The following is a 22,477-nucleotide window of genomic DNA, read 5'->3' on the forward strand; positions in this document are numbered from 1 at the left end:
GGCTCAGGAGGCGGGAGCGGCGCTCACCCCGTCCTCCCACAGCCGCGTGACCAGGCCCAGGACCTGCGCGGGCTGGATCTCGGAGACGGTGAGGACGTCCTCGTCCGTCACCGGCTCATGCCCGGCCTGCCAGCGGCCGTCCGCCTCCGCATGCAGCATGAGCGGCACGGTCGTGGCGGGATCGGCGAGGTCGCAGCGACGCATCGACACGGAGGTCCCGGCGCCCTGCGAGAGGAAGGCGCGGGAGATGTCGGCGACCGCGTCCGGGACGTGCTCGCGGGAGGCGAGCGCCGTGATCTGGAAGGTGTCCAGCTCGTCCTGGGTCAGCAGCAGCACCGACTCCTCGGCGGCGACGATGAACGCCATCCGCATCGCCCCGTCCTGCGCGAGCGCCACCCCCAGCCAGCGGTCCGCGCTCGTGAGCGTGCCGGCGATGATCTGTCCCTCCCGGCCCAGCAGCCACTGGCCGTCGGGCGCCTGCTCGACCTTCCCGCGGGCGCGCAGGCCCGCGGCCACGGCGGCGGAGACGTACTCGGCCGCGGCCTCGGGGGCGCTGCGCAGGCTGATCTGCTCGCGGGTGATCCGCGAGGACTCGGTGCTGCGCAGCCCGAGCATGAAATCGATCTCGTAGGCGGTGTAGATCGTCTGCGTGTCCTCGGCGACGGGCGCGGCGGCCTCGGTCATGTCTCACCCCAGGGGGTCGGCGCGCCGGGGCGCGCGATGGTCGGAAGTCCCTCCCGAGCATGGCAGAGATGACGGGGACGCGCATCCGGGACCCATGGGGAGTTCTCCCCATCGGCGCCCCGCCCCGCGCCGGGACGTCAGAGCAGCCCGCGGCGCTCGAGGAGGAAGCGCACGTCGCGGTCCCGGCCCCGGAACTCCCGGTATGCCTCGAGCAGGTCGCGGGAGCCGCCGATGCCGAGCACCCCGGCCCGGAAGGCCTCGCCCGCCTCGCGCAGCGGGACCCCCGCGGCGAGCTGCTCCTCGAACCAGGCGACCGAGTCCGCGTCGAAGGCCTCCGCCCAGAGGTACGAGTAGTAGCCCGCCGCGTACCCGCCGGAGAAGGTGTGGTCGAAGTACCCGGTGCGGTAGCGGGGAGCGACCAGCGGATGCGCGAGCCCTGCGGCCTCCAGCTGCTCTGCCTCGAAGGCACGCGGATCCGTGACCACGACATCGGCCCCCATCCGGTGCCAGCGCCAGTCCAGGACCGCCGCGGCCAGGTACTCGACGGTCGCGAAGCCCTCGCCCCAGCGGGAGGCGGCCTCGACCTTCGCCACGAGCCGCGGGGGCACGCTCTCCCCGGTGACCGCATGACGGGCGCAGTGCTCGAGGATCTCCGGTCGCAGCGCCCACATCTCGTTGACCTGGCTGGGGAACTCGACGACATCGCGCGGCACCGCCGTCCCGGAGACGGAGGGGTGCTCGACGTCGCTGAGCAGGCCGTGCAGCGCGTGCCCGAACTCGTGGAACATGGTGCGCACCTCGTCGAGGCTGACGAGCGCCGGCTCTCCCGGAGCGGGCGCGGACACGTTCATCGTGTTCAGCACGATCGGGGAGGTGCCCTCCCGGCGGGACTGGACCGACAGCGAGGTCATCCAGGCGCCTCCGCGCTTGGTGTCGCGCGTGAAGTAGTCGCCGATGAACAGGCCGATCCCCGTGCCATCGGCCTCGCGGACCTCCCAGATCCGCGCCTGCGGATGCGGGGGTACCAGATCCTCGCGCTCGAGGAAGCGCAGGCCGTACACCTCGCCGGCGGCGCGGAAGACCCCGTCCTCGAGCACGCGGTCCAGCACGAAGTACGGTGCGAGCTCCGCCCGGTCGACCGCGTACTCCTCCTGCCGGATCCGCTCGGCGTAGAAGGGCCAGTCCCAGGGGGCGAGCTCGGTGATGCCGTCGGCGGCGGCGCGGGCGGCGATGCGCTCCCGCTCCTGCTCGAGATTCGCCATCGCCGGGCCGATGGCGTGGCCGAACAGGTCCTCGACCGCGACCGGGAGGGCGGCGGTGCGGTCCGCGACGGCGAGGGCCGCGAAGTCCTCGAAGCCCAGCATCTCGGCGCGGCGGGCCCGCAGCGCCGCGATCTGCGCGGCGAGCTCCCAGGTCCGTCCGCCCCGCTCGACGGAGGCGCGGTGCAGGCGCTCCCGTACGGAGCGGTCCTCGAGGACCGACAGCAGCGGCTGCACGGTCGGGAGGATCAGGGTCAGCAGGAATCCGTCCCGGCCCGCCTCCTGCGCCGCGGCACGGGCGGCGCCCTTCTGCCCCGCGTCGAGCCCGGCGAGCTGCGCCTCGTCCTCCACGTGCACGGCCGCGGCCTTCAGATCGGCCTTCACGGCCTGCGAGAACGCGGTCTGCGCCTGCGAGATCTCCTGGTTCAGCGCCGCGAGCTCCTCCCGTCGCACCGCGTCCAGACGTGCCCCGCGCAGCAGGAATCTCTGGTGGGTGCGCTCGAGGATGTGCCGCTGCTCCGCGGTCAGCTCCGCCGTGCCCGCCACGGCCGCCCGATGCAGCGCGTCCAGCCGCGCGAACAGGGCGGCGTCCAGGTGCTGCAGGTCCTCCAGCGCGGCGAGCTGCGGGGAGATCTCCTTCTCGATCTCGAGCAGCTCAGGGGTGCCGTCGGCGCCGACGAGGTGGAAGAACACGCGCGAGACGCGACGGAGGATCGCGCTGCCGTGCTCGAGGGGCTCGAGCAGGGTCGCGAAGGTCGGCTCCTGCGTGCTCGCGGCGAGGGAGGCGATCAGGGCGCGCTGCTCCGCGATGCCCGCCGCGAAGGCGGGACGGAAGTGCGCGGTGCGGATCGCCGCGAAGTCCGGCATGCCGTAGGGCAGCGTCGAGGCGCGGGCGAAGGGGTTCCCGTCCAGGCCCGCCTCCGCGCCGGAGGGACCTGGGACGGGAGCGGGGGAGCCGACGGTGACCATGGCCCCAGCCTATCCACCGCGCCCCCGCCCATCGGGCGGCCTCGGCTGCGCCGGCGGCTGCGCGCCGGGGACGCACCGCTGCTCCCCTCCGCGCTCTCTCCCGGCCAGCCCTCGCACAGGCGGGCGATCACGGATAATGGCCCGATGGATCCCCGGCCCGCCGTCCCCGCGCAGCCCCCGTCGGCGAGCGCCGGCGAGGTGTACGAGCACCTGGTCCGATGGGGTCCGCACGCTCGCACCGACCTGGCCCGGCGGCTCGGCCTGTCCTCGCCGACGCTGACCCGTCTCACCCGTGAGCTGCTCGAGCTGGGGCTGCTGCGGGAGCTCCCGCCGCAGCCGCAGATCAAGGGCCGTCCCCAGCAGCCCCTCGATGTCGCCGAGGATCACGCCCGCTTCATCGGTGTGAAGATCACCGCGCAGCGGGTCTACGCCGCCGTCGTCACCGTCCGCGGCGTCGCCCTCGAGGAGCTGAGCGCGACGCTCGGCCCCGTCACCCCGGAGGCCGTGCTCGAGCAGACCGTCGCGCTGTGCGCCCCGCTGGTCGCGGCGCATCCACGGGTCGCGGGGGTCGGTGTCGGGATCGGCGCCCAGGTCGACGGGCAGGGCACGATCCGGGCCTCGGCGATGCTCGACTGGCACGAGCCCTTCGCGCTGCGTGCCGTGCTCGAGGAGCGGCTGGGCCTGCCGGTCAGCGTGAGCAACGACTTCCACGCCCTGCTCGAGGGGCTCGCGTGGTTCGGGGTGGGCCGGCGCCACCGCAGCTTCGCGGTCGTCACGATCGGCGCGGGCGTGGGCGTGGGCAGCGTCGAGGGGGAGGCGGTGCACCGCGGCCGGCTCCATCTGGCGGGGCTTACCGGGAGCCTCCCCACGATCACCCGCGACGGGCGCGGCGTGCCGCTGCGCGAGGCCGCGAGCACCGCGCACGTGCTGCGCTCCGCCCGGCGCCGGGGCGCGATCGGGGACGGCGACGGCCTCGAGGTGCTCGTGGACCGGGCGCGGGCGGGGGAGGGGTCGGCGCTCGAGACGGTGCACGACGTGGCCCATGCCGTGGCCGTGGCGAGCGCGGGCCTGGTCGGGGTCCTGGACCCGGAGGCGCTCATCCTGGGCGGCGAGGCGGTGGACCTGCTGCGGATCGACGGGGACTTCCCCGACTTCCTGCGCGCCCGGCTCACCGCCGCCCAGCGCGACGTGGTCATCCGCTTCCTTCCCGCGGACTTCGACGACTGGGCCCGCGGCGCTGCCGTCATCGCGGTGCGCCGCTTCATCACCGGCCGCGAACCCGGCTGAGCAGCTCACCGGCGGGCAGGGGCGTGGGGCGCGCCGCCGGGGGTGCCCGTGTTTGTGTCAGTGGTGGCGTGTTCTGGCTCATTGCCGGGCAGTCGTGAGGGCTGTGGTCTGTTCTGCCTCATTGGCGGGCAGCCGGGGGTATCGTCCGTCGCGGCTCGTCGGCGTGCTGTCGCAGCCGCAGCGGGGACGCGCGCCGGTGCTGAGGGGCGCGCGGGGGCGCAGGCGCTCCGACGGTGGAGAGCCGCCGAGCGGTCGACGCGAGGCACGCCGCGCAGCGGGTGCTGATCGATGGGGAGGACGGGCCGGCGATCCGCCCCCGCCCCACCACGGCCCATGGACCGCCCAGGCCGATGAGCGGGGAGAACCAGAGAGCAGCATTCTCGGTTCGTCCCGCTCATCGTCCCGGGCCGATCGACCGGGGCGGGAAGAGAGGGCCGCGTGGGCTGCCTGGGGCGGGGTCCCGGTCGGGCGGCGCCGGCTCGAGGGGACGGGGCCGGTCAGGCGAAGAGGGCGTTGACGCGGTCGTTGTAGGCGGTGAAGTCGGCGGCCGTGATCTGCCGCATCCACAGCTTGTCGAAGGCGGACTGCATGATCGCGCTGATCGCCGCGGAGTTCTCGACCAGCGGGTAGAGCCCCGTCTCGCCCTCGGCGACGCGGTCCGTGAACGGCGACACGTCCAGCCCGGAGGCCTCGTGCGCGGCGATCGCCGCGTCCGTGCCGACGTCCGTCGCCGGGAAGAACGCGGCGTAGGAGCCGATGATCTCCTGCGCCTCGTCGGAGGCGAGGAAGCCGATCAGCCGGGCCGCCGCCTCCTTGTTCTCCGACTGCGAGGAGATCGAGTCGCCGAGGCCGTTGAACATCGAGATCGGGGTGCCGACCGGGCCCGCGGGCAGCGGGGCGATGCCGAGGTCCACGCCGTCGAGGTTCTTGTAGGTGCCGATCATCCAGGACCCCGCCAGCGCGAGCGCGCTGGCTCCGGACTGGATCTGGACCTGCTCGGGGGTGGAGTCGCCGAAGGTGCCGTGGGGCGGGAAGAAGCCCTTGTCGACGAGGCCGAAGTACCAGTCCATGGTGGCCTGGAAGCGCTCGTCGTCGTAGTTGAAGCGTCGGCCCCAGGTGGCCTTGTCGGTGAAGGTCCAGCCGGTCGACAGGGCGAAGGCGGACCATGCCGACTGCCCGGTGTAGTCGATGCCGGCGCCGGCGGCCATCCCGTAGGTCGCGACGTTCTTCGGGTCGAAGCCGTCCTCGTCGCCGCGCACGCCGTTCTCGTCGACGCTCAGGTGGGCGAGGACCTTCTCGAAGGTGCCGCCGTCCTGCGGGTTCCAGGTCAGCCCGGTGAGGTCCTCCTCGGTCAGCCCGGCCTCGGACAGGCGCGTGCGGTCGTACATGATCGCGATCGTGTCGTAGTCCTTGGGGATGCCGTAGCGCTCCCCGCCGGGGCCGGTCCACAGCTCCTGCAGACCCTCCTGGAAGTGGCTGCCCGGGATCGCGTCGAGGTCGCCGAGCCCGTCCAGCGGGGTGATCACCCCGAGCTTCACGAACTCCGGGTACTTGCCGAGATGGTCGGTGAAGGCGTCGGGCCCGGACTCGGCGACGAAGCTCGCGGTGAGCTTGGTCCAGTAGTCGTCCCACCCCAGCTGCGTGATCCGCACGCGGATGTCGGGGTTCTTCTGCATGAAGAGGTCGATCGCGGCGGAGTAGGCGGGCAGCTGGTTGGCGTCCCACAGCCAGTAGTCGATCTCGGTGGCGCCGTCGGCGGCAGGGCCGCTCGCGCAGCCGGCGAGCGCCGTGCCCGTCGCCCCGGCGGCGAGGACGGCGCCCCCGGCGAGGACGGTGCGGCGGGGGATCCGGGGCCGTCCGATCCGCGACGCCGCGGTCCTGTGCGCTGCATGCGTGCGGTGCTGGGTCATCGTGCGCTCCTCACTTGATCCCGCTGAAGCCGATGGAGTTGACGATCTTCTTCGCGAAGACCGCGAAGATGATGAGCATGGGGGCGGCGGCGACGAGGGTCGCGGCCATGAGACCGGACCAGTCGGGCCCGGTGCCCGGGGACTGGGCGCGGAAGACGCCGAGCGCGACGGTGAGCACGCGGGACTGGTCGGTGTAGGACACCATCAGCGACCAGAAGTACTCGTTCCACGAGCTCATGTATGTCAGCAGCGCGAGGGTCGCGAGGGAGGCCGAGGCCATCGGCAGGATGAGCGTGAAGAACACGCGGATCTTCCCGGCGCCGTCCAGCAGCGCCGCCTCCTCGACCTCGTGCGAGATGTTGTTGAAGAACTGGCGCAGGAAGAAGATGCCGAAGCTCGAGATGAACAGGGCCGGCAGCATGATCCCGGCGAGGGTGTCGACGAGGCCCAGGTTCTTGATGAGGATGAAGTTCGGCAGCAGGGTGAAGATCTGCGGGATCATGAGCGATCCCAGGAAGACCAGGAAGACGGTGTCGCGGCCCTTCCAGCGCAGACGGCTGAAGGCGTAGGCCGCGAGCGCGCAGGAGAAGGTCTGGACGACGGTGATGGTCGTCGCGACGATCACCGAGTTCAGCAGGTAGCGCCAGAAGTTGATGGAGGCGCCGGAGCCGCCCTGCGAGATCGCGGTCTCGACGTCCTGCAGGCCGAACACCCGCTCGAAGCCGCCCAGGTTCCAGCCCACGGGCAGGAGGCTGCCGGGGTCCGTGCCGAGCGCCGTGTTCGAGGACAGGGCGGTCCGCAGGATCCAGTAGAAGGGGAACAGCGTGATGATCAGGACGAGGATCATCACGATCCAGGCGATGAGCCGCCCCCAGCTGACGGGGCGGCGACGGCGGGCGTCGTGGGACGCGGGAGGCGCCGCGGGCGCTGCGGTCGTGGTCGTGGCCGACATGGCTGCTCTCCTCTCAGTTCAGGTCGGACTGGCCGGCGCGGGTGAGCTTGTACTGCGCGAACGTGATGACCATGAGGATGATCAGCAGCGCCACGGACAGGGCGGAGGCGTACCCGAACTCGTACTCCCCGAAGGCGTTCTGGTAGATGTACATCTGCAGCACGCGGGAGGCGTCGGCGGGGCCGCCCTGGGTGGTCACCGAGACGGTGTCGAACACCTGGAACGAGCCGATGATCGTCATGATCAGCACGAGCGCGAGGATCGGGCGCAGCAGCGGCAGGGTGATCCGCCGGAACATCGCGATCTCGCCGGCGCCGTCGGTCCTCGCCGCCTCGTACAGGCCCTGCGGGATCGACTGCAGGCCCGCGAACAGCAGCAGCGCCGTGTAGCCCATGTGGCGCCACACGTTCACGAGCGCGATCGTGGGGATCACCCAGGCCTCCGAGGACCAGAACTGGATCGGCTCCATGCCGATCGCCGCGATCAGGCGGTTGACGATGCCGAGCTGCGTGTCCAGCAGCCAGAGGAAGGTGATGGCCGCGACGACGTTGGAGACGAGGTACGGGGTCAGCACCAGGGAGCGCAGCAGCGTCGACTGGGTCAGGCGCTGCATGAGCACGGCGATCAGGAGGGCCACGATCGTCTGCACGCCGATGTTGATGACGACGTACAGGATCGTCACCTTCAGCGAGTTCCAGAAGATCGGGTCGGCGAGCATCTCGCGGTAGTTCGCGAGACCCACCCACACGGGCGGGGTCAGGGTCGTGTACTCGGTGAAGGAGTAGTAGAGGCCGGTCAGCAGGGGCCAGATCAGGAACGCCAGCATCCCGAGGGTCGCCGGGGCGATGAACAGCAGCGCGAGGGCCGTGTCATCGCGCCTGCGTCGTCGCGTCGTCGTCGTCGCGGTGGACATGCGCACTTCCTTGTCCGGAGGGGTTCGCCCCTCCTCGTGTCAGGAGGCCGAGGCCTCGTGCGGGGTGAGCTCGAGCAGGAACGCCTGCTCGGGGTCGAGGACGGGAGCGTCCAGGCCGGAGCGCAGCAGGGCGGCGCCGGGGAGCACCACCTCCTCGCCGGCCAGGGCGCGCTCCATCCACGCGGGGGCGCGCAGGCCGCTGGGGCGGTCGCCGCCCAGCAGCACCTGCACGCGGTAGCGGCGCTCGGGGTCCAGGCCGGCCAGGCGGAGCCGGGCGGGCTGGGCCTCGCCGGAGCGGGTCATCGACGCCGCCTCGAACAGCGCGCGCTCGCGGTCGGGGGAGACGACGCCGTGGACCCACAGCACGTCCTCGCCCCGGTCCACGCGCACCAGGCGCCCGGTGAACAGCAGCTCGCGCCGCTCCGTGTAGAGCGTGATCCAGCGGCGCAGGGCGGCGGTCTCCTCCGGTGTCGCGGTCGCGAGATCCCATTCGATGCCGAGGTGGCCCAGCAGCGCGGTCGCGGCCCGGAAGTCGAGGCTGTGCAGTCGCCCCGTGGTGTGGGAGCGGCCCGAGGCGATGTGGCTGCCCATCAGCTCGAGCGGGACCAGCTGGCTGGTCCAGCGGTTCATCTGCTGCCGGTCCAGGGGATCGATGCAGTCGGAGACCCAGACGCGGTCGGTGCGCTCGAGGACCTCGAGGTCGATGCGGGCACCGCCCGAGGAGCAGGACTCGATCTCGAGGCCCGGGTTGTCGCGCTTCAGCTCGTCGACGAGGCGGTAGAAGGCCTCCGTCTGGGCGTGCACGGCGGGGATGCCGCTGTCGCGGGTCGCGGCCTCGATGAGGTCGCGGTTGTGGTCCCATTTGAGGTAGGCGATGTCGTAGCGGTCCAGGATCGCCTGCATCTGCCCGCGGACGTGGGCGTAGGCGCCGGGGATGCTCAGGTTCATGACCTGCTGGCTGCGGCTGCGCAGCGGGAGCCGGTCCGGGGACGGCGCCATGATCCACTCGGGGTGGGCGCGGGCGACCTCGGAGTCCTCGCTGATCATCTCCGGCTCGAACCACAGGCCGAACTGCATGCCGAGCCCGGTGACGTGGTCGACGAGCGGGGCGAGGCCCTCGGGCATCGGCCAGACATCGGCCGACTCGACCCAGTCGCCGAGGCCGCTCGTGTCGTCGCGCCGGGAGCCGAACCAGCCGTCGTCGAGCACATAGCGCTCGACGCCGAGGGCGGCGGCCCGGTCGGCGAGATCCCTCAAGCGGTCGAGGTCGTGGTCGAAGTACACGGCCTCCCACACGTTCAGGGTCACGGGACGGCGAGTGTCCACATGGTGCGCGCGCGAGCGCAGGTGCGTGTGGAAGCGGGCGGCGACGGCGTCGAGGCCGTGCCCGTGGGAGGCGTAGAGCCACGGCCCGCGGTAGGACTCCTCGCGCGCGAGCACGGCCTCGCCCGGCAGCAGCAGCTCTCCGCCGCCGAGGATCTGATGCCCGCTGCTGCTGCGCTCGGCGAGGTGGCGGTGGTTGCCGGAGAAGGCGGTGTGGACCGCCCAGATCTCGCCCTCCTGGAAGCCGAAGCCGGGGGTGCCGGCGTGCAGGACGTAGGCGGAGTCGGCGCCGGTGCGGCCGCGGCGGTTCTCCCGCAGATGCGTGCCGACCTCGAAGCCGCGGCGCTGCGGGGTGCGCTCCTTGGCCCAGCGTCCCGCGAAGTCGAGCAGCTCGGCGGCGTCGCCCGGCACGGGCACGCTCACGGTGAGCTCCTGCAGCTGGTAGGGGCTCTCGTCCCGGTTGGTGAGGCTCGCGCGCTGGCGCAGCAGCCCGGAGGGCAGCAGCTCGATCTCGAGGGTCGCGGCGAGGCCCAGCTCGGCATCGGCCAGGTCGACCTCGACGCGGGAGGGGCCGGCCTCGAGCTGTCGCGCCCGAAGGGGCTCCGGCGGACCGGCGAGCTCGGCCCGCTCCGAGGTCCCGGGCCCGGTGACGTCGGCGCGGCGGATCCCGGTCACCGCCAGGCGCGGGGCGAAGCCGGCGCCGTCCAGGCGGGAGCCGATGATGCCGGGCCGGCCGATCCAGCCGTCCGCGGACTGGGGCAGGATCGCGATGCGCACGGGCACGTCGACGGCGTTCAGCGGGGTCGAGGGGATGCCGGCGAGGGCGACCTCGTCGATCTCCGCGGGGGAGAGCGGTCCGAGGTCGCCGCCCCAGTGCACGATCGCGGGGACCCGGCCGTCGGTCACGTCCAGCAGGACGCTGACCCCGGCCGCCCGCAGGTGCAGGCGGTGCGTGAGCCCCGGAGCGGGGGAGGTGACGGCGAGGTGCGCGGCGGCGGTGCGGGAGGGCATGGGGCTCTCTTCCTGAGGCGCGGGCGGAGTGGTGCTGCGAATAAATTACAGCATGAAAGTAAATCCGAGAAGCGACGTGGGTCACAGCACGGACATGTCGGACGGCTCCGCGATAGCGTGGACGCGCCCCCGTTCCGAGGAGTTCCCCATGGAAGATCCCCGCTTCACCGCCGTCCGCTTCGCCCCCGGCTACGACATGGCCGCGGTGGACGACTTCGTCGACCGCGTCCGCGCGGCTCTCGAGGGCCGCGCCCCGATGACGGCCCAGGAGGCCCTCGATGCGCGGTTCCCCACCACGCGCCTGCGCTCCGGCTACTCCGTGGACGAGGTCGACCTCTGGATCGACGAGATCCTCGCCCGCCTCGAGCAGGGCTGACCACGCCGCGGAAGGGCCCGCGGAAGGCCCGGGGGGCGGCGATATGCTGGCCGCTCCCGACCAGGCCAGGAGGCCGCGATGATCCTCAACCAGTCCTCGAAGCTGCGCGACGTCTGCTATGAGATCCGAGGACCGGTCCCCGCCGAGGCAGCCCGCATGGAGGCCGAGGGTCACAAGGTCATCAAGCTGAACATCGGCAACCCGGCGCCCTTCGGCTTCGAGGCGCCCGACGAGATCCTCGTCGACATGATCCGCCAGCTCCCCACCGCGCAGGGCTACTCCGACTCCAAGGGCATCCCCTCCGCGCGCCGCGCGGTCGCGCAGTACTACCAGGTGCGCGGCATGCCGGGCATGGAGCTGGAGGACGTGTACCTCGGCAACGGCGTGTCCGAGCTGATCCAGATGGTCTGCCAGGCGCTCGTGGACAACGGGGACGAGGTCCTCGTCCCGATGCCCGACTACCCGCTGTGGACCGCCTCCGTCTCCCTCGCCGGCGGCACCGCCGTGCACTACCGCTGCGACGAGGAGAACCACTGGTGGCCCGATGTCACGGACATCGCGGACAAGGTCACCGAGCGCACCAAGGCGATCGTCGTCATCAACCCGAACAATCCCACGGGAGCGGTCTACCCGGAGTCGGTGCTGAAGGAGATCATCGAGGTCGCGCGCAAGCATGGCCTGCTGATCCTGTCCGACGAGATCTACGACAAGATCACCTACGACGGCGTGACCCACACGCCCATCGGCTCCCTCGCCCCGGACCTGCTGACCATCACCTTCAACGGCCTGTCCAAGGCCTACCGGGTCGCCGGCTTCCGCGCCGGGTGGATGGCGCTGTACGGGCCCAAGGACCACGCCGAGAACTTCATCGAGGGCCTCGACGTCCTCTCCAACATGCGCCTGTGCCCGAACGTCCCGGCCCAGCACGTGGTCGCGACCGCGCTCGGCGGCTACCAGTCCATCACCGAGCTGCTCCTGCCTGGAGGGCGTCTGCTCGAGCAGCGCGACGCCGCCTACGAGGGCCTCAGCGCCATCCCCGGCGTGAGCGTGCAGAAGGCGGAGGGCGCGCTGTACATGTTCCCGAGGCTGGACCGGGAGATGTACCGGATCGAGGACGACGAGCAGTTCGCCTACGACCTGCTGCGTGCCAAGAAGCTGCTCGTCACGCAGGGGACGGGCTTCAACTATCCGGAACCGGACCACTTCCGCCTGGTGACGCTGCCGAGCGTCGAGGTGCTCGAGGACGCGATCGACCGCATCGCCGACTTCCTCGCCGGCATCCGCCGCTGAGCGGCGCCGCCCAGGCGACGTGAGCCTGGCGAGCCGAGATCTCAGGTGCTCGGCTCACCACGCTCACGTCGCGGGTGCTCGGGGCCGTCGCCGGCCTCGCCGCCCTCAGCCGCGGGACTGGGCCTCCCGGGCCACGCGGACCATCTCCTCGCGGTCGACGACCTTCACGCGAGGGCGGGGTGCGCCCTCGGCATCGACCTCGGCGGCGCCCAGATCGACCTCGTGGGCGTCCAGGCCCATCCAGCCGTCCCAGGTGGTGTACTCGACGCCCCTGGCCGCGAGCAGCGCGAGGATCGAGTCGGCGTCCCGGTCCGGGGCCTCGGGGAGCGCGCCGGCGTCGTAGTCCTCCAGCAGGCAGGCGATGGTCTCGACGGCATCGGACTTGGTCGCGCCGATCAGCCCCACGGGGCCGCGCTTGATCCAGCCGTTCGCGTAGACGCCTGGGATCGGCTCGCCCTCCCGGACCACACGCCCTGCGTCGTTGGTGATGACGCCGCGGCGCTCGTCGTAGGGGAGGCCCGGGACCTCGGAGCCGAAGTACCCGATCGCCCGGTACACGGCCCCGACCTCGTAGTCGAGCATCTCGCCGGTGCCGACCAGGACCCCCTGCGCGTCGAGCTCGGTGCGCTCGAAGCGCATCCCGGCGACGCGGCCGTCCTCGCCGAGGATCTCGACGGGCCGATGCCAGAAGTGCAGGTGGAGCCGCCGGCGCACCGGGCCGCCGTGGGCATCGGTCGGCTCGTCCCCGGCGGCCTCTCGGCGTCGCTGCTCCTCGAGCCAGCCCAGGAAGGTCTGGACGATCTGGTCGGTGCGCTTGTCCGCGCGGATCGCCTCCCACTCCTCCTCGGTGATCTGCTCGAAGTCGCGCGGATCCAGGACGATCTGCACGCCGTGGGGGTGGGCGAGCTCGCGGGTCTCCAGCGGCGAGAACTTCGCCTGGGCCGGTCCGCGCCGTCCGAAGACGTGCACGTCCGTGGTCGCCGCGTCCCGCAGGCCCGCATGCACGTTCGCGGGGATCTCGGTGCGCAGCAGCTCGTCGGCGGACTTCACGAGCATGCGGGCGGCGTCCAGGGCGACGTTGCCGTTGCCGATCATGGCGACGTGCTGCGCGGTCAGCGGCCAGGTGCGCGGGTAGTCCGGGTTGCCGTCGTACCAGGCGACGAAGTCCGCCGCGCCGAAGGAGCCCTCGAGGTCGACGCCCGGCACGTCCAGGTGCGCGTCCTTGAGGGCTCCGGTCGCGACGATGACGGCGTCGTAGCGCTCGCGCAGCTCCTCGAAGCTCAGGTCGGTGCCGATCTCGACATCGCCGATGAAACGGATGTCCCCGCGTCCGAGGATCCGGTGCAGGGCGGTGATGATGCCCTTGATGCGCGGATGATCGGGGGCGACGCCGTAGCGGATCAGGCCGAAGGGCGTCGGCATCGCGTCGAAGATGTCGCACTGGACGGTCAGCTCGCCGGACTTCACGCGCGGGGTGCGGGCGAGGGTCTCGGCGGCGTAGATGCCGGCGGGGCCGGCTCCGACGACGGCTAGGCGCAGCGGCTGGGTGGGGGACATCGGACCTCGAGTCTCTTCTCCGGACATGAATTACGAACCAGCGTATACGCGATAATCGCGGCCGACCGGGTCGCGTGGGGGTCCTCACATCGCCGCAGGCGCCGCCGGGGCCCTGCGACCTGGACCTTCGGTGCAGGGCCCCGGCCGTGCGGGGCGGTCCGTCAGCCTGCGGCGACGACGGGCCGGCCCTCGGAGGGCTGGACCACCACGAAGCCCGGGCCGTGGAAGCCCAGCTGGAAAGACTCGCCGGAGCCGCGGCCGATCAGCGAGCCCATCTTGAAGTCGTTCTTGATCTGCGGCTGCAGGTTCGCCGACCAGCACACCGCCGCCTGCGGGTCCACGAAGGTGGGCTGCTGCGAGCAGTCCAGCAGCATGGGCGGACCGTCGGAGGTCACCGCGACCATGCCGTGACCCTGCAGCAGCAGGTTGAACAGGCCGCCGGCCATGAAGCCCGCGCCGCCCAGCGAGCGGATGTCCCACTGGATCGAGGAGTCGAAGGCGAGCATGTTCTTGGTGTTCAGCGTGATCGCATCGCCCTCGAGCTGCAGCAGGAAGATCTCCTCGGCGGCACGCGCGTAGAAGATCTCGCCGTGGCCCCGGGTGCGCATCATGTTGCCGCCCTCACCGGTCGCCATCTTCTTCAGCAGCTTCATCCCCCCGCCCGAGCCCTGGTAGGAGAAGTCCATCTGGCCCTGGTAGGCGACCATGGCGCCCTGCGCGGAGATGATCTCCGGGGCCTGCGGCTGCAGCGAGCAGCGCAGCATCTTCGAGGACTGGAGCGTCCAGCGGTCGGTGGTCTGGCGCTCGTGGTTGGAGGCGTCGAACAGGTTGCTGCGCATGCGCGTGTCCTCTCGTGATGCGGGGAGGGTCCCCGGGGGAGTCGTCCGCATCATTCCACGGCGGAGGGCGGGGAGCCACGGGGAGAAGTCCCCAGGGCGACGTGTCCGGTGTGGGGAGGTCCGGAGGAGGTCAGCCCGCGAGCGCCGCCGATCGCCAGGTCGACGCCGGGGCGTGGATAGCATGGCGGACATGTCCGATCCAGCAGCCGACCGCGCAGACGGCTCCCGAGGCGCTCCGTTCCAGGACCCGCGCCTGGCAGCGCTCGCCTCCGAGTCCGGGTACACGATCCATGAGCGGATCGGCTCCGGCGGGATGGGCATCGTCTACCGGGCCCACGACGCCGACGGCGCCGCCGTCGCCATCAAGCTGCTGCGCCACGACATCTCCGGCGATCCGCGGGCCCGCGAGCGCCTGGCCCGGGAGGTCGCCGCGCAGCAGCGGGTCCGCAGCGACTCGATCGTGAAGATCTTCGATGCCGAGCTCGACTCGCCCGACGCCTTCGTCGTCACCGAGTACATCCCCGGGCCCACCCTCGAGGAGGCGGCGACCGAGCATGGCGGTCTCCACCCGGAGGCGGTGCGGGAGATCGGGCTGGTGCTCGGCGAGACCCTGCAGGAGATCCACGCGGCCGGGGTCATCCACCGCGACCTCAAGCCCTCCAACGTCATGCTGCGCGGGGCGCAGGCCGAGGATCTGATCGGCTACGACCCCGAGGGACCGGGCCTGGATCCGGTCATCATCGACTTCGGGATCGCGATGGCTGCCGAGGAGTCGCGGCTGACCTCGACGGGCCTGGTGATGGGCACCGCGAGCTATCTCGACCCGCAGGTCGTCCGCACCAACCACTCCGGGAAGGCGGGGGACTGGTGGGCGCTCTCGGCGATGCTGGCCTTCGCCGCGACGGGCAGGCCGCCCTTCGGTACGGGCCGCGCCGACCTCGTGTTCCTGCGCGCCGAGCGCGGGGAGCTCGACGTCGAGGGCGTCCCCACCGAGCTCGCGGCCTGGCTGCGCGCCGCGCTGCAGGCCGAGACCGCCGACCGCCCCGACCCCGCGGAGATGCTGGCCCGGCTCGACGAGCTCGACCTGAGCATCTACGACGACCCGGGGGAGACGGAGCTCCTCGCGGCAGGGACCCAGGCGCTGCCCGCCGAGGCGCCCGGGGAGCGGACCCAGGTGCTGCCCGCCGGGGCGCCCGGGGAGCGGACCGAGCTGCTCGGCGCCGCGCCGGCCCCGACGGAGGCGCTCGGCATCGGCCCCCGTGGATCCGCCGACTCCACCGCGGTGCTGCCGGCCCTCGCCTCGCCCGGTGCGGCGACGCCCGCCCGGACCGAGGACGCGACCGAGCTGATCCCCGTGGTCGCAGAGCCTGCCACGCAGGTGCTGCCTCCCGTCCCGGAGCCCGCTCCCACCCAGGTCATGCCGATCGTGCGGGCGGCCCCGGGACAGCCGGCGCCGCCTCTGACCGGGGCGGTGCCCGCGCCGTCCCCGTACCCGCAGCGCTCCGCGACCCCGCAGCCGTCCCCCTATCCGCAGCCGTCCCCGCAGCCCGCGCCGTACGCCCAGCAGCTGGCCCCGCAGCAGATCGTGCCCCAGCCGTGGCAGCGGCCCCTCGCGCCGCGCCGATCGGTCCTCGTCTGGGCGGGCCACGCGATCCTCATCGGGCTGTCCGCGATCGCGCCCTACATGGCTCTGGCGATGATGCTCCTGCTGGGGGCGTCCGCGCGGACCTGGGAGAGGTCGCATCGGGCCCTCGAGACACGGCGCGCCCGCGGGTCCACGGGGGCCGGGAGCAGCATCGCCGTCGGCACCGCCGGCCCGTTCCGCTTCCTGGCCGGGCTGCTCGAGATCGCACTGCAGGGGATCTTCCCGCTGGTCCTGGGGCTGTTGATCGGGGTCGCGGTCGATGGCGCGGCCGCGCTCGCGGGCACGACCCTGCCCGACGGCGTCCTCTTCGCGACCGCCTTCGCGATCACGCTGCTGCTGGTGTGGGTGGGCCTGGGCTCGCGCACCACCCGCGACGGCGCCCACCGGATGGTCGACGCGGCCGCCCCGGACCGCCTGTGGAGCGCGGTCGTGCTGGGCCTGCTGCTGCTGATCGGGATCGCGGTGGGCGCGACGATCCTCGTGCGCGGCGGCGAGGTCGACTACTTCCCCTTCGGCCAGTGGCGGCTGGGCGACCTCCTGCCCTGGCGGGGCTGAGAGGACTCCGGGGCCCGGGCCCGCGGCCTCCGGGTTCGTGAAGGTTCCGCCGTTACACTCCCAGCGAAAACTGCTTGTTTCGAGACCGCTGCCCCTCGGCGGCCAGGAGGATCCATGGCGACGTCCGGTTCGTCGAAGTCGGCGCAGGAGCGCCGCGAGGCCCAGCGAGAAGCCCTGCGCAAGCAGCGGCAGGCCGAGCTCAAGCGGCAGCGGTCCGTGCGGACCCTGGTCATCACCGTCATCGTGATCATCGCGGTCGCGCTCGCGGGAGGGCTCGGCTACGTGATCTACCGCAGCGTGCAGCCCGACGGACCGGTGGCGACCCCGGAGGGCGTCGCCCAGGACCAGCCCCACCTGCTGCTGGGGGCCCCGGATGACTCGGGCAAGCCGGTGCTCGAGGTGCACCTCGACTTCATGTGCCCGTTCTGCGGCCAGTTCGAGGAGATCAACGGCGAAGACGTCGCGCAGATGGTCGCCGACGACGAGATCACCCTGCACCTGGTGCCGCGCCGGCTGCTGGATGCCCAGTCCACGACCGGCGACTACTCCTCGCGCAGCGCGAACGCGCTCGCCTGCGTGTACGACGAGAACCCGGACAATGCGATCCCCTTCCTGCAGCTCATGTTCGCGAATCAGCCGGCGGAGGGGTCGGCGGGCCTGGACGACGACCAGATCTTCGCCTACGCGCAGGAAGCCGGGGCCTCGGATGCGGTGCGCGAGTGCATGACCGCGAAGACCTACCAGCCGTGGGTCCGCAAGGTCGTGGACCCGTGGGCGGCGGAGAACGGCGGCGGCACCCCCTACGTCGAGATCGACGGCGAGCAGTTCCAGGACTGGAGCGCCCCGGGCGCCCTCAGGGCAGCCCTCGAGGCCGCCGGAGCCGCCGCCCCCGCCTCCGACGGCGGGCAGGGCTGAGCCAGCGGAGGGCTGCGGTATCCTTCCGCCGTGACCTCCGCTGAACCCCCGGTCTCCCACCCGTCCCGCCGCGCCGCGCTTCGCGGCGCCGCATGGGCGGCACCCGTCGTGGGCATCGCGATCTCCGCTCCCGCTCTCGCCGCGAGCGAGGGCGGGCCCGTCCCGAACGAGGAGGCCGACTACTACTGGTCCAGCGAGTCCCAGGGCACCTACACGCGGCTGGATGCGGAGCCCGGCAGGCTGAGCGCGCAGTACTCGACGCAGGTGTCCTTCCGCTCGAATCCTCCCGGCACGCAGCCCCCTGCGGGGGGCGTGCTCGTGCTGCGCGTCGAGTTCGACCAGCCCGTCACCATCGAACGGCTCACGACGACGCAGTGGGACCTCATGGAGCCGGGTTCCCTGGACACCCCGTCCGCGGTCTGGGAGTTCCACCTGAGCCCGTCGGGCCAGGGCGGGTCTCTCGACTTCGCGCTCGTGGGGACCCGGCCGGGGCCCATCTCCGTCGAGACGACGATGGGCCTGCACTTCGGAGGGCCGACGACGTGGTCGGAGACCCGCAACGGGACGAGCGCGGTTCTCGTCGAGTGAGCGCTCGACGATGATGCGCGGTGCCATCCGCCGGTTCGTGGATCCCGCACGGGACGCGGTCCTCCCCTCGGGACGGCGGGGAGCGATACGGGAGACTTCGCGTCCGCGGTAGGCTGTTTTCCGGAGCCGGACGGGGACCTCCCCGAACGGCTCTCCCGCTGGAGTGGCGCAACGGTAGCGCACCTGTCTTGTAAACAGGTGGTTGCGGGTTCGATTCCCGTCTCCAGCTCTCATCTGGTCTCTCGCCCCGTCTTCGGGGCTCCCATCTCGTGTCCGAGCGGGAATCGCGGCCACCGAGCGCCGCTGTTCGGCGGACTTCCTGCACAGGGCAGGTCCTCGGGGCCGCGTCCCGGGCGAGGGTCGCAGCGCTGGTCCGTCCCGTGAGCGGGTTCTCCGCATCTGCGATGCCCCTCCCGGTGGTCATGAGAGGCGGATGCACGATGTGCGGCATGAACATCGGCCGAGGGATCTAGAGTGTCCCGGTGACCCCCTTCCTCGCCGCGGTCGACCCGGAGCTGCTGCTGCGCACCCTGCTCGGCCTCGCGCTCATGGTGGGGACGGTGATGCTCGTGCTGCGGCTCGCCGGAACCTCCTTCGGCGCGCAGCCCGTGATCGCGATCGGTCGGGCCGTGCTGCAGCTGGGAGCGGCCTCCCTCGTGCTGTCGGGTGTGCTGAGCGTGCCTTGGACCGTCGTCCTGGTGCTCCTGTTCATGCTCATGATGGCGTCGACGACCTCGGGAGGTCGGCTCTCCTCCCTCCCCGGCGGCCGCTCCGCGGCCGTCGCCGGCATCTGCGCGGGCGGGCTCGTCGCCGTCGCCGGCGTCTTCGGCCTGGGGATGGTCGACATGAGCGCCCGGAACCTCATCGCGATCGGCGGGATCGTGATCGGCAACGCGATGACGGCGAGCACGCTCGCGGGCCGTTCGTTCCGAGCGCAGTCCGCGCTGCGCGGCCCGGAGATCGAGGCGTGGTGGTCGCTCGGGGCGCCCTCGACCATCGCCTTCGCGCAGGTCGCCCGCGAGGCCGTCCGGGACGCGATGGTCCCGAACCTCGACCAGACCCGCTCCACGGGGGTGGTCACGCTGCCGGGAGCCTTCATCGGCGCCCTGTTCGGCGGTGCGGACCCCCTCGAGGCGGCGCGCTTCCAGCTCGTCGTCCTCGGGGCGATCATGCTCGCCCAGGCCATCGCCGCGGTCGTCGTCACCCGGGCCCTGTCCCGGATGAGGGCTCTTCCCGTCCCGGCGGGGAGCTGAGCCGGCGCGCGGCGAGCACGAGCAGCAGGACGCTGAGGGTGAGCATCGCGCCGTTGGCGAACAGCTTCATCGCCGGGTCCACGACGCCCAGCGGCTCGACCTGGAAGGAGAGCCCCGCCCGCACCAGGAGGGCCGCGCCGGCGACGGCGAGCACGTGCGGCGGACCCCAGCTGCGACGCCTGCTCCACCGGGCCAGCAGCGTCCCGAGCGCGACGAGCGCCGCGGCGACGACGGCCACGCCGATCCAGGCGCCCACGCCCGAGGCCAGCTGCGTCGCCAGCAGGAGGCCGCCTGTCGCCAGGAGCACCGTGAGCGGTGCCGGTCCCTGCCGAGGGTCCGGCGTCGCCGATCTCGAGCGGCGAAGGCTCCGCCGCGCCCACCCGACCGCCGCCGTCCCGAGCCCGATCACCAGCAGCGCGGTCGCCACGAGCTGCGCCGGCGCGGCGCCCTCGGCCTCGCCGTCGTGGACCACGGCGGCCGCGACGAGGTAGGCGGGCACGAGCAGAGCGAGACCTCCCGGTCCCAGCCACGGCTCGGACCGGCGGGGCCCGCTCAGCGCTTCGACGACGGCGATCGGCGCGGCGAAGCTCCAGATCACGTGACCGCCCACGAACGACAGCAGCTGGTCCGCATCCACCCCGGTGCCCGGGATCGGCGTCGCTCCCTGCGCCTGCGCCCACGCCGGGTCCTCTGCGGAGAACGTCAGCGAGAACAGGCTCTGGTCGATCAGCCCTGCCTGGATCAGTCCGGCGGCGCAGGCCAGGAGCAGCACCGTCGGCCAGCCGCCGCCGAGTCGCCGGGCGACCTCTCGCAGCAGGACCGCGGGAGCCCCGTACAAGGGGCCCAGGATCACCAGGCCCGCCAGCAGCGCGACCGGATCTCCGATCGTCGTGTCGTAGCCGATCAGGTACTCGGCGCAGACGGGGGACAGCAGGATCAGGCCCAGCACCGGCAGCCACGCGGTACGGCGACCTGCGCGATGCGGGGCGGTGCTCATGCGGCTGCGCCCGTGTCCGGGCGCGGGCTCCCGCCGGGTCGCCACTGCTGGACGCCGCGGCGGTCCCGCAGCACGACGCCGAGGCGTGCGGCCTCGCCCCGGAGCGCTTCGGCCTGCTTCCGCTCCTCGTCCCCCTGGTCCTTCTTCTCCAGGACGCGCCGACGTTCGCGCAGGACCGCCTGCGCGTGCTCCGACAGGCCCGGCATCCCGTCGACCCAGCGCTGGAAGCGGGCCTCGTGCGGATCCTCCTCCGCCCAGCTGATGCCGTGCGCCGCGAGCCCGTCCCGCACCGCGCCGGCCGCGAGCTCGACCGGACCGCGGAACAGCTCCCCGCCGTCACGGGTCTGGATCACCAGCACCTTCTTCTCGACAGTCTCGAGGAACGCGCAGTCGACCTCGCCGATCGCACTGCGGGCGATCTCGTCGTCCCCCGAGAGGACGAGCAGCGCATCCGGGCCGATGCGCAGGCTGATGGTCTCCGCGGAGTCGAGCAGGGCGAGGATCCCTCCGGCGACGGCCCCGCCGATCATGAGCACGAGGACGCCCGGTGCCCCGATCGCGGCCGCGAGCGTGAGCAGCTGGTCCCTGTCCGGGGTGAAGGGGAGCGCGAAGACCCAGGCGGGAAGCAGCGTCAGCCAGCCCGGCAGCCGCGAGAGCAGCAGTCCGGCGGCCGCGCCGAGCAGCGGCAGCACGATCCATGCCGCGATGCCGATCCCGGCATGGCGGCGGACGACGGTCGTCCCGGCAGCGGACATCTGGGGCCTCCTCGGACAGGGGATCCCACATTAGCAGAGTGGACGCTCTACGAACTAGACTGGGGCCATGGCCCGCCCCGTCGACCCCGCCCTTCGCCGCGCACGGCGTCTGCAGATCATCGACGCGGGGCTGACCGCCTTCGCCGAGCACGGGCCGGGTGCGACGACGGCGCAGATCTGCTCCCTCGCGGGGATCGGCTCGGGGACCTTCTTCCATCACTTCCCGACCAAGGACGCGCTGGTCCTCGCGATCCTGGAGCTGGGCACGCAGGAGCTGCGGGAGTTCTTCGCCGGGCAGCGCGACGCCCCCTCGCCCCGGGCGGCGCTGCACGCCTATGCCGATCGCATCGCGGAGGACCTGGCCGATCCCCGCGCCGCCGGCTTCATCCTCGCCGTCGGGGCGATGACCGCCCGGGCCGCCGTCGTCGCCGCTCTCGACGCGGACCAGGAGACCACTCGGCAGGGACTCCTGATGCTGCTCGGGAGGGCGCAGGCCGCCGCGGAGATCCGCACCGACGTTCCCGCGGACAGGCTCGCCGCCTGGATGATGATGCTCTCCGAGGGTCTCGCGGCCGGCGTCGCCGGCGGCTACGCGCGTGCTGCCGAGGACCTCCCGCTGCTCCACGAGCAGCTCGATGCGCTGCTGGACGGGCCTGGGGGACCGGGCGTGCTCAGAACTCCTCGTACGAGGCGCGACTGAGCGTCACGCCGTGACCGGTGCGGGTGTCCCAGCAGGTCAGGGCGTCGGATGTGCTCTCGCAGGCGATGCTCCCCGCGGCCGTCGTCGAGCCGTACCCGAGCTCCTCGGCGTCCTCGGTCGTGAAGTCCTCGCCGCAGGCCCGCTCGACCGCGCCATCGGCGATGCGGACGGAGAACGGGCCGTCCTCGCAGGCGACATCGTCCGGATAGCGCTGTTCCTGCACCGTGCAGCCCACCGTGCCGCCGTCGATCGTGCAGGCGATGTTGCCGCTCGGGGTGACGAAGGCGGTCAGATCCAGGGCATCCTCGGGGGCGGGGGAGGCCGGGTCCGCGGTCTCCTCGCCACCGTCCGCCGGCTCCGCCGAACCGCTCACGTCCGTCGAGCGCTGGTAGCTGTCGTTCTCGGGGGAGAGGAAGTAGCGCACCCCCAGCCCGATCGCGACCAGCAGCAGCGCGACCATGAACAGGCAGCCGGCCCAGACCCAGATCCGGCGGGAGCCGCCCGCGGGCGCGTGCTGGTCGGGGGCGGGCGGCGGCTGGCTCACACGGGACTCCGGGGATCGGCGACAGGACGACGGCCGTCCGCGACGGACGGCGCATCCCCGAGAATGCCACAGCGCGCCTGACAGGGCGAGGGTGAGGGCTGTGGACCGGCGAGCTCCCGGCTCGACGACGGGCGAGCCGGGCCATGCGACGCGTC

Annotated in this window: 19 protein-coding genes and 1 tRNA gene; 9 read left to right on the plus strand and 11 right to left on the minus strand. The window is 72.4% G+C overall.

Annotated features, from left to right (window positions below; all coding sequences use genetic code 11):
• Nucleotides 1-3: 3 nt before the first annotated feature.
• Together ACFFF6_RS14270 and ACFFF6_RS14275 are read right to left on the minus strand one after the other, a co-directional pair.
• Entirely contained in the window at nt 4-684 is a 681-nt protein-coding gene (locus ACFFF6_RS14270) for a hypothetical protein (protein ID WP_376981866.1), read from the minus strand.
• A gap of 137 nt (nt 685-821) precedes the next feature.
• Nucleotides 822-2,912: a M3 family metallopeptidase gene (locus tag ACFFF6_RS14275; protein WP_376981868.1), complete on the minus strand. Its 2,091-nt coding sequence runs from the start codon at nt 2,910-2,912 to the stop codon at nt 822-824.
• Nucleotides 2,913-3,056: 144 nt separating this feature from the next.
• Here ACFFF6_RS14275 and ACFFF6_RS14280 point away from each other — a divergent pair, with 144 nt between their 5' ends.
• A complete protein-coding gene (locus tag ACFFF6_RS14280) occupies nt 3,057-4,199 on the plus strand; it encodes an ROK family protein (protein WP_376981870.1) in 1,143 nt (380 codons plus the stop codon).
• Nucleotides 4,200-4,696: 497 nt separating this feature from the next.
• On the opposite strand, the gene ACFFF6_RS14285 is transcribed toward ACFFF6_RS14280, so the two are convergent.
• From ACFFF6_RS14285 to ACFFF6_RS14300, 4 genes are read right to left on the minus strand one after another with little or no spacing between them, the layout of a single operon-like run.
• A complete protein-coding gene (locus ACFFF6_RS14285) occupies nt 4,697-6,109 on the minus strand; it encodes an ABC transporter substrate-binding protein (protein WP_376981872.1) in 1,413 nt (470 codons plus the stop codon).
• Between the two features lie 10 nt (nt 6,110-6,119).
• Complete coding sequence (locus ACFFF6_RS14290) at nt 6,120-7,061, minus strand: carbohydrate ABC transporter permease (RefSeq protein ID WP_376981874.1); 942 nt, start codon at nt 7,059-7,061, stop codon at nt 6,120-6,122.
• A gap of 13 nt (nt 7,062-7,074) precedes the next feature.
• Entirely contained in the window at nt 7,075-7,974 is a 900-nt protein-coding gene (locus ACFFF6_RS14295; protein WP_376981876.1) for a carbohydrate ABC transporter permease, read from the minus strand.
• Nucleotides 7,975-8,013: 39 nt separating this feature from the next.
• Nucleotides 8,014-10,308 (minus strand): alpha-galactosidase, encoded by a 2,295-nt coding sequence (locus ACFFF6_RS14300; protein ID WP_376981878.1) that lies wholly within the window; start codon nt 10,306-10,308, stop codon nt 8,014-8,016.
• Nucleotides 10,309-10,456: 148 nt separating this feature from the next.
• Here ACFFF6_RS14300 and ACFFF6_RS14305 point away from each other — a divergent pair, with 148 nt between their 5' ends.
• Complete coding sequence (locus ACFFF6_RS14305; RefSeq protein ID WP_376981880.1) at nt 10,457-10,684, plus strand: DivIVA domain-containing protein; 228 nt, start codon at nt 10,457-10,459, stop codon at nt 10,682-10,684.
• A gap of 78 nt (nt 10,685-10,762) precedes the next feature.
• Nucleotides 10,763-11,974 (plus strand): pyridoxal phosphate-dependent aminotransferase, encoded by a 1,212-nt coding sequence (locus tag ACFFF6_RS14310; RefSeq protein ID WP_376981882.1) that lies wholly within the window; start codon nt 10,763-10,765, stop codon nt 11,972-11,974.
• A 105-nt stretch (nt 11,975-12,079) separates the two neighbouring features.
• Here ACFFF6_RS14310 and ACFFF6_RS14315 read toward each other — a convergent pair whose 3' ends face one another.
• Entirely contained in the window at nt 12,080-13,531 is a 1,452-nt protein-coding gene (locus ACFFF6_RS14315; protein ID WP_376981884.1) for an FAD-dependent oxidoreductase, read from the minus strand.
• Nucleotides 13,532-13,692: 161 nt separating this feature from the next.
• Nucleotides 13,693-14,370, minus strand: coding sequence for an AIM24 family protein (locus tag ACFFF6_RS14320; RefSeq protein WP_376981886.1), 678 nt, complete (start codon nt 14,368-14,370; stop codon nt 13,693-13,695).
• Nucleotides 14,371-14,560: 190 nt separating this feature from the next.
• Between ACFFF6_RS14320 and ACFFF6_RS14325 the strand changes: the two genes are divergently transcribed.
• The 5 genes from ACFFF6_RS14325 (at nt 14,561) to ACFFF6_RS14345 (ending at nt 19,326) form a co-directional block, all read left to right on the plus strand.
• Nucleotides 14,561-16,570 carry a serine/threonine-protein kinase gene (locus tag ACFFF6_RS14325; protein ID WP_376981888.1) on the plus strand — a complete coding sequence of 670 codons (2,010 nt, stop codon included), beginning with the start codon at nt 14,561-14,563 and terminating at the stop codon, nt 16,568-16,570.
• Nucleotides 16,571-16,684: 114 nt separating this feature from the next.
• Nucleotides 16,685-17,485 carry a DsbA family protein gene (locus ACFFF6_RS14330; RefSeq protein ID WP_376981890.1) on the plus strand — a complete coding sequence of 267 codons (801 nt, stop codon included), beginning with the start codon at nt 16,685-16,687 and terminating at the stop codon, nt 17,483-17,485.
• Between the two features lie 30 nt (nt 17,486-17,515).
• Complete coding sequence (locus ACFFF6_RS14335) at nt 17,516-18,073, plus strand: hypothetical protein (protein ID WP_376981892.1); 558 nt, start codon at nt 17,516-17,518, stop codon at nt 18,071-18,073.
• Nucleotides 18,074-18,230: 157 nt separating this feature from the next.
• Nucleotides 18,231-18,302 (plus strand) — tRNA-Thr (locus ACFFF6_RS14340).
• Nucleotides 18,303-18,555: 253 nt separating this feature from the next.
• A complete protein-coding gene (locus tag ACFFF6_RS14345) occupies nt 18,556-19,326 on the plus strand; it encodes an ABC transporter permease (RefSeq protein WP_376981894.1) in 771 nt (256 codons plus the stop codon).
• Here ACFFF6_RS14345 and ACFFF6_RS14350 read toward each other — a convergent pair.
• Together ACFFF6_RS14350 and kleA are read right to left on the minus strand one after the other, a co-directional pair.
• Nucleotides 19,274-20,323, minus strand: coding sequence for an AF_0692 family protein (locus tag ACFFF6_RS14350; RefSeq protein WP_376981896.1), 1,050 nt, complete (start codon nt 20,321-20,323; stop codon nt 19,274-19,276). The genes ACFFF6_RS14345 and ACFFF6_RS14350 overlap by 53 nt on opposite strands.
• Entirely contained in the window at nt 20,320-21,078 is a 759-nt protein-coding gene (kleA, locus tag ACFFF6_RS14355; protein ID WP_376981898.1) for a stable inheritance protein KleA, read from the minus strand. Before kleA ends, ACFFF6_RS14350 begins: the two co-directional genes overlap by 4 nt.
• Nucleotides 21,079-21,145: 67 nt before the next feature.
• Between kleA and ACFFF6_RS14360 the strand changes: the two genes are divergently transcribed.
• The gene (locus tag ACFFF6_RS14360) at nt 21,146-21,778 is read left to right on the plus strand and encodes a TetR/AcrR family transcriptional regulator (RefSeq protein WP_376981900.1); all 633 of its coding nucleotides are present in this window, start codon (nt 21,146-21,148) and stop codon (nt 21,776-21,778) included.
• Here the strand turns inward: ACFFF6_RS14360 and ACFFF6_RS14365 are convergent.
• Complete coding sequence (locus tag ACFFF6_RS14365; RefSeq protein WP_376981902.1) at nt 21,750-22,322, minus strand: hypothetical protein; 573 nt, start codon at nt 22,320-22,322, stop codon at nt 21,750-21,752. The genes ACFFF6_RS14360 and ACFFF6_RS14365 overlap by 29 nt on opposite strands.
• Between the last annotated feature and the right edge of the window lie 155 nt (nt 22,323-22,477).

Origin of the sequence: Brachybacterium hainanense (assembly GCF_042434575.1) — a bacterium.
In the GTDB taxonomy this organism is placed as follows: Bacteria; Actinomycetota; Actinomycetes; order Actinomycetales; family Dermabacteraceae; genus Brachybacterium; species Brachybacterium hainanense.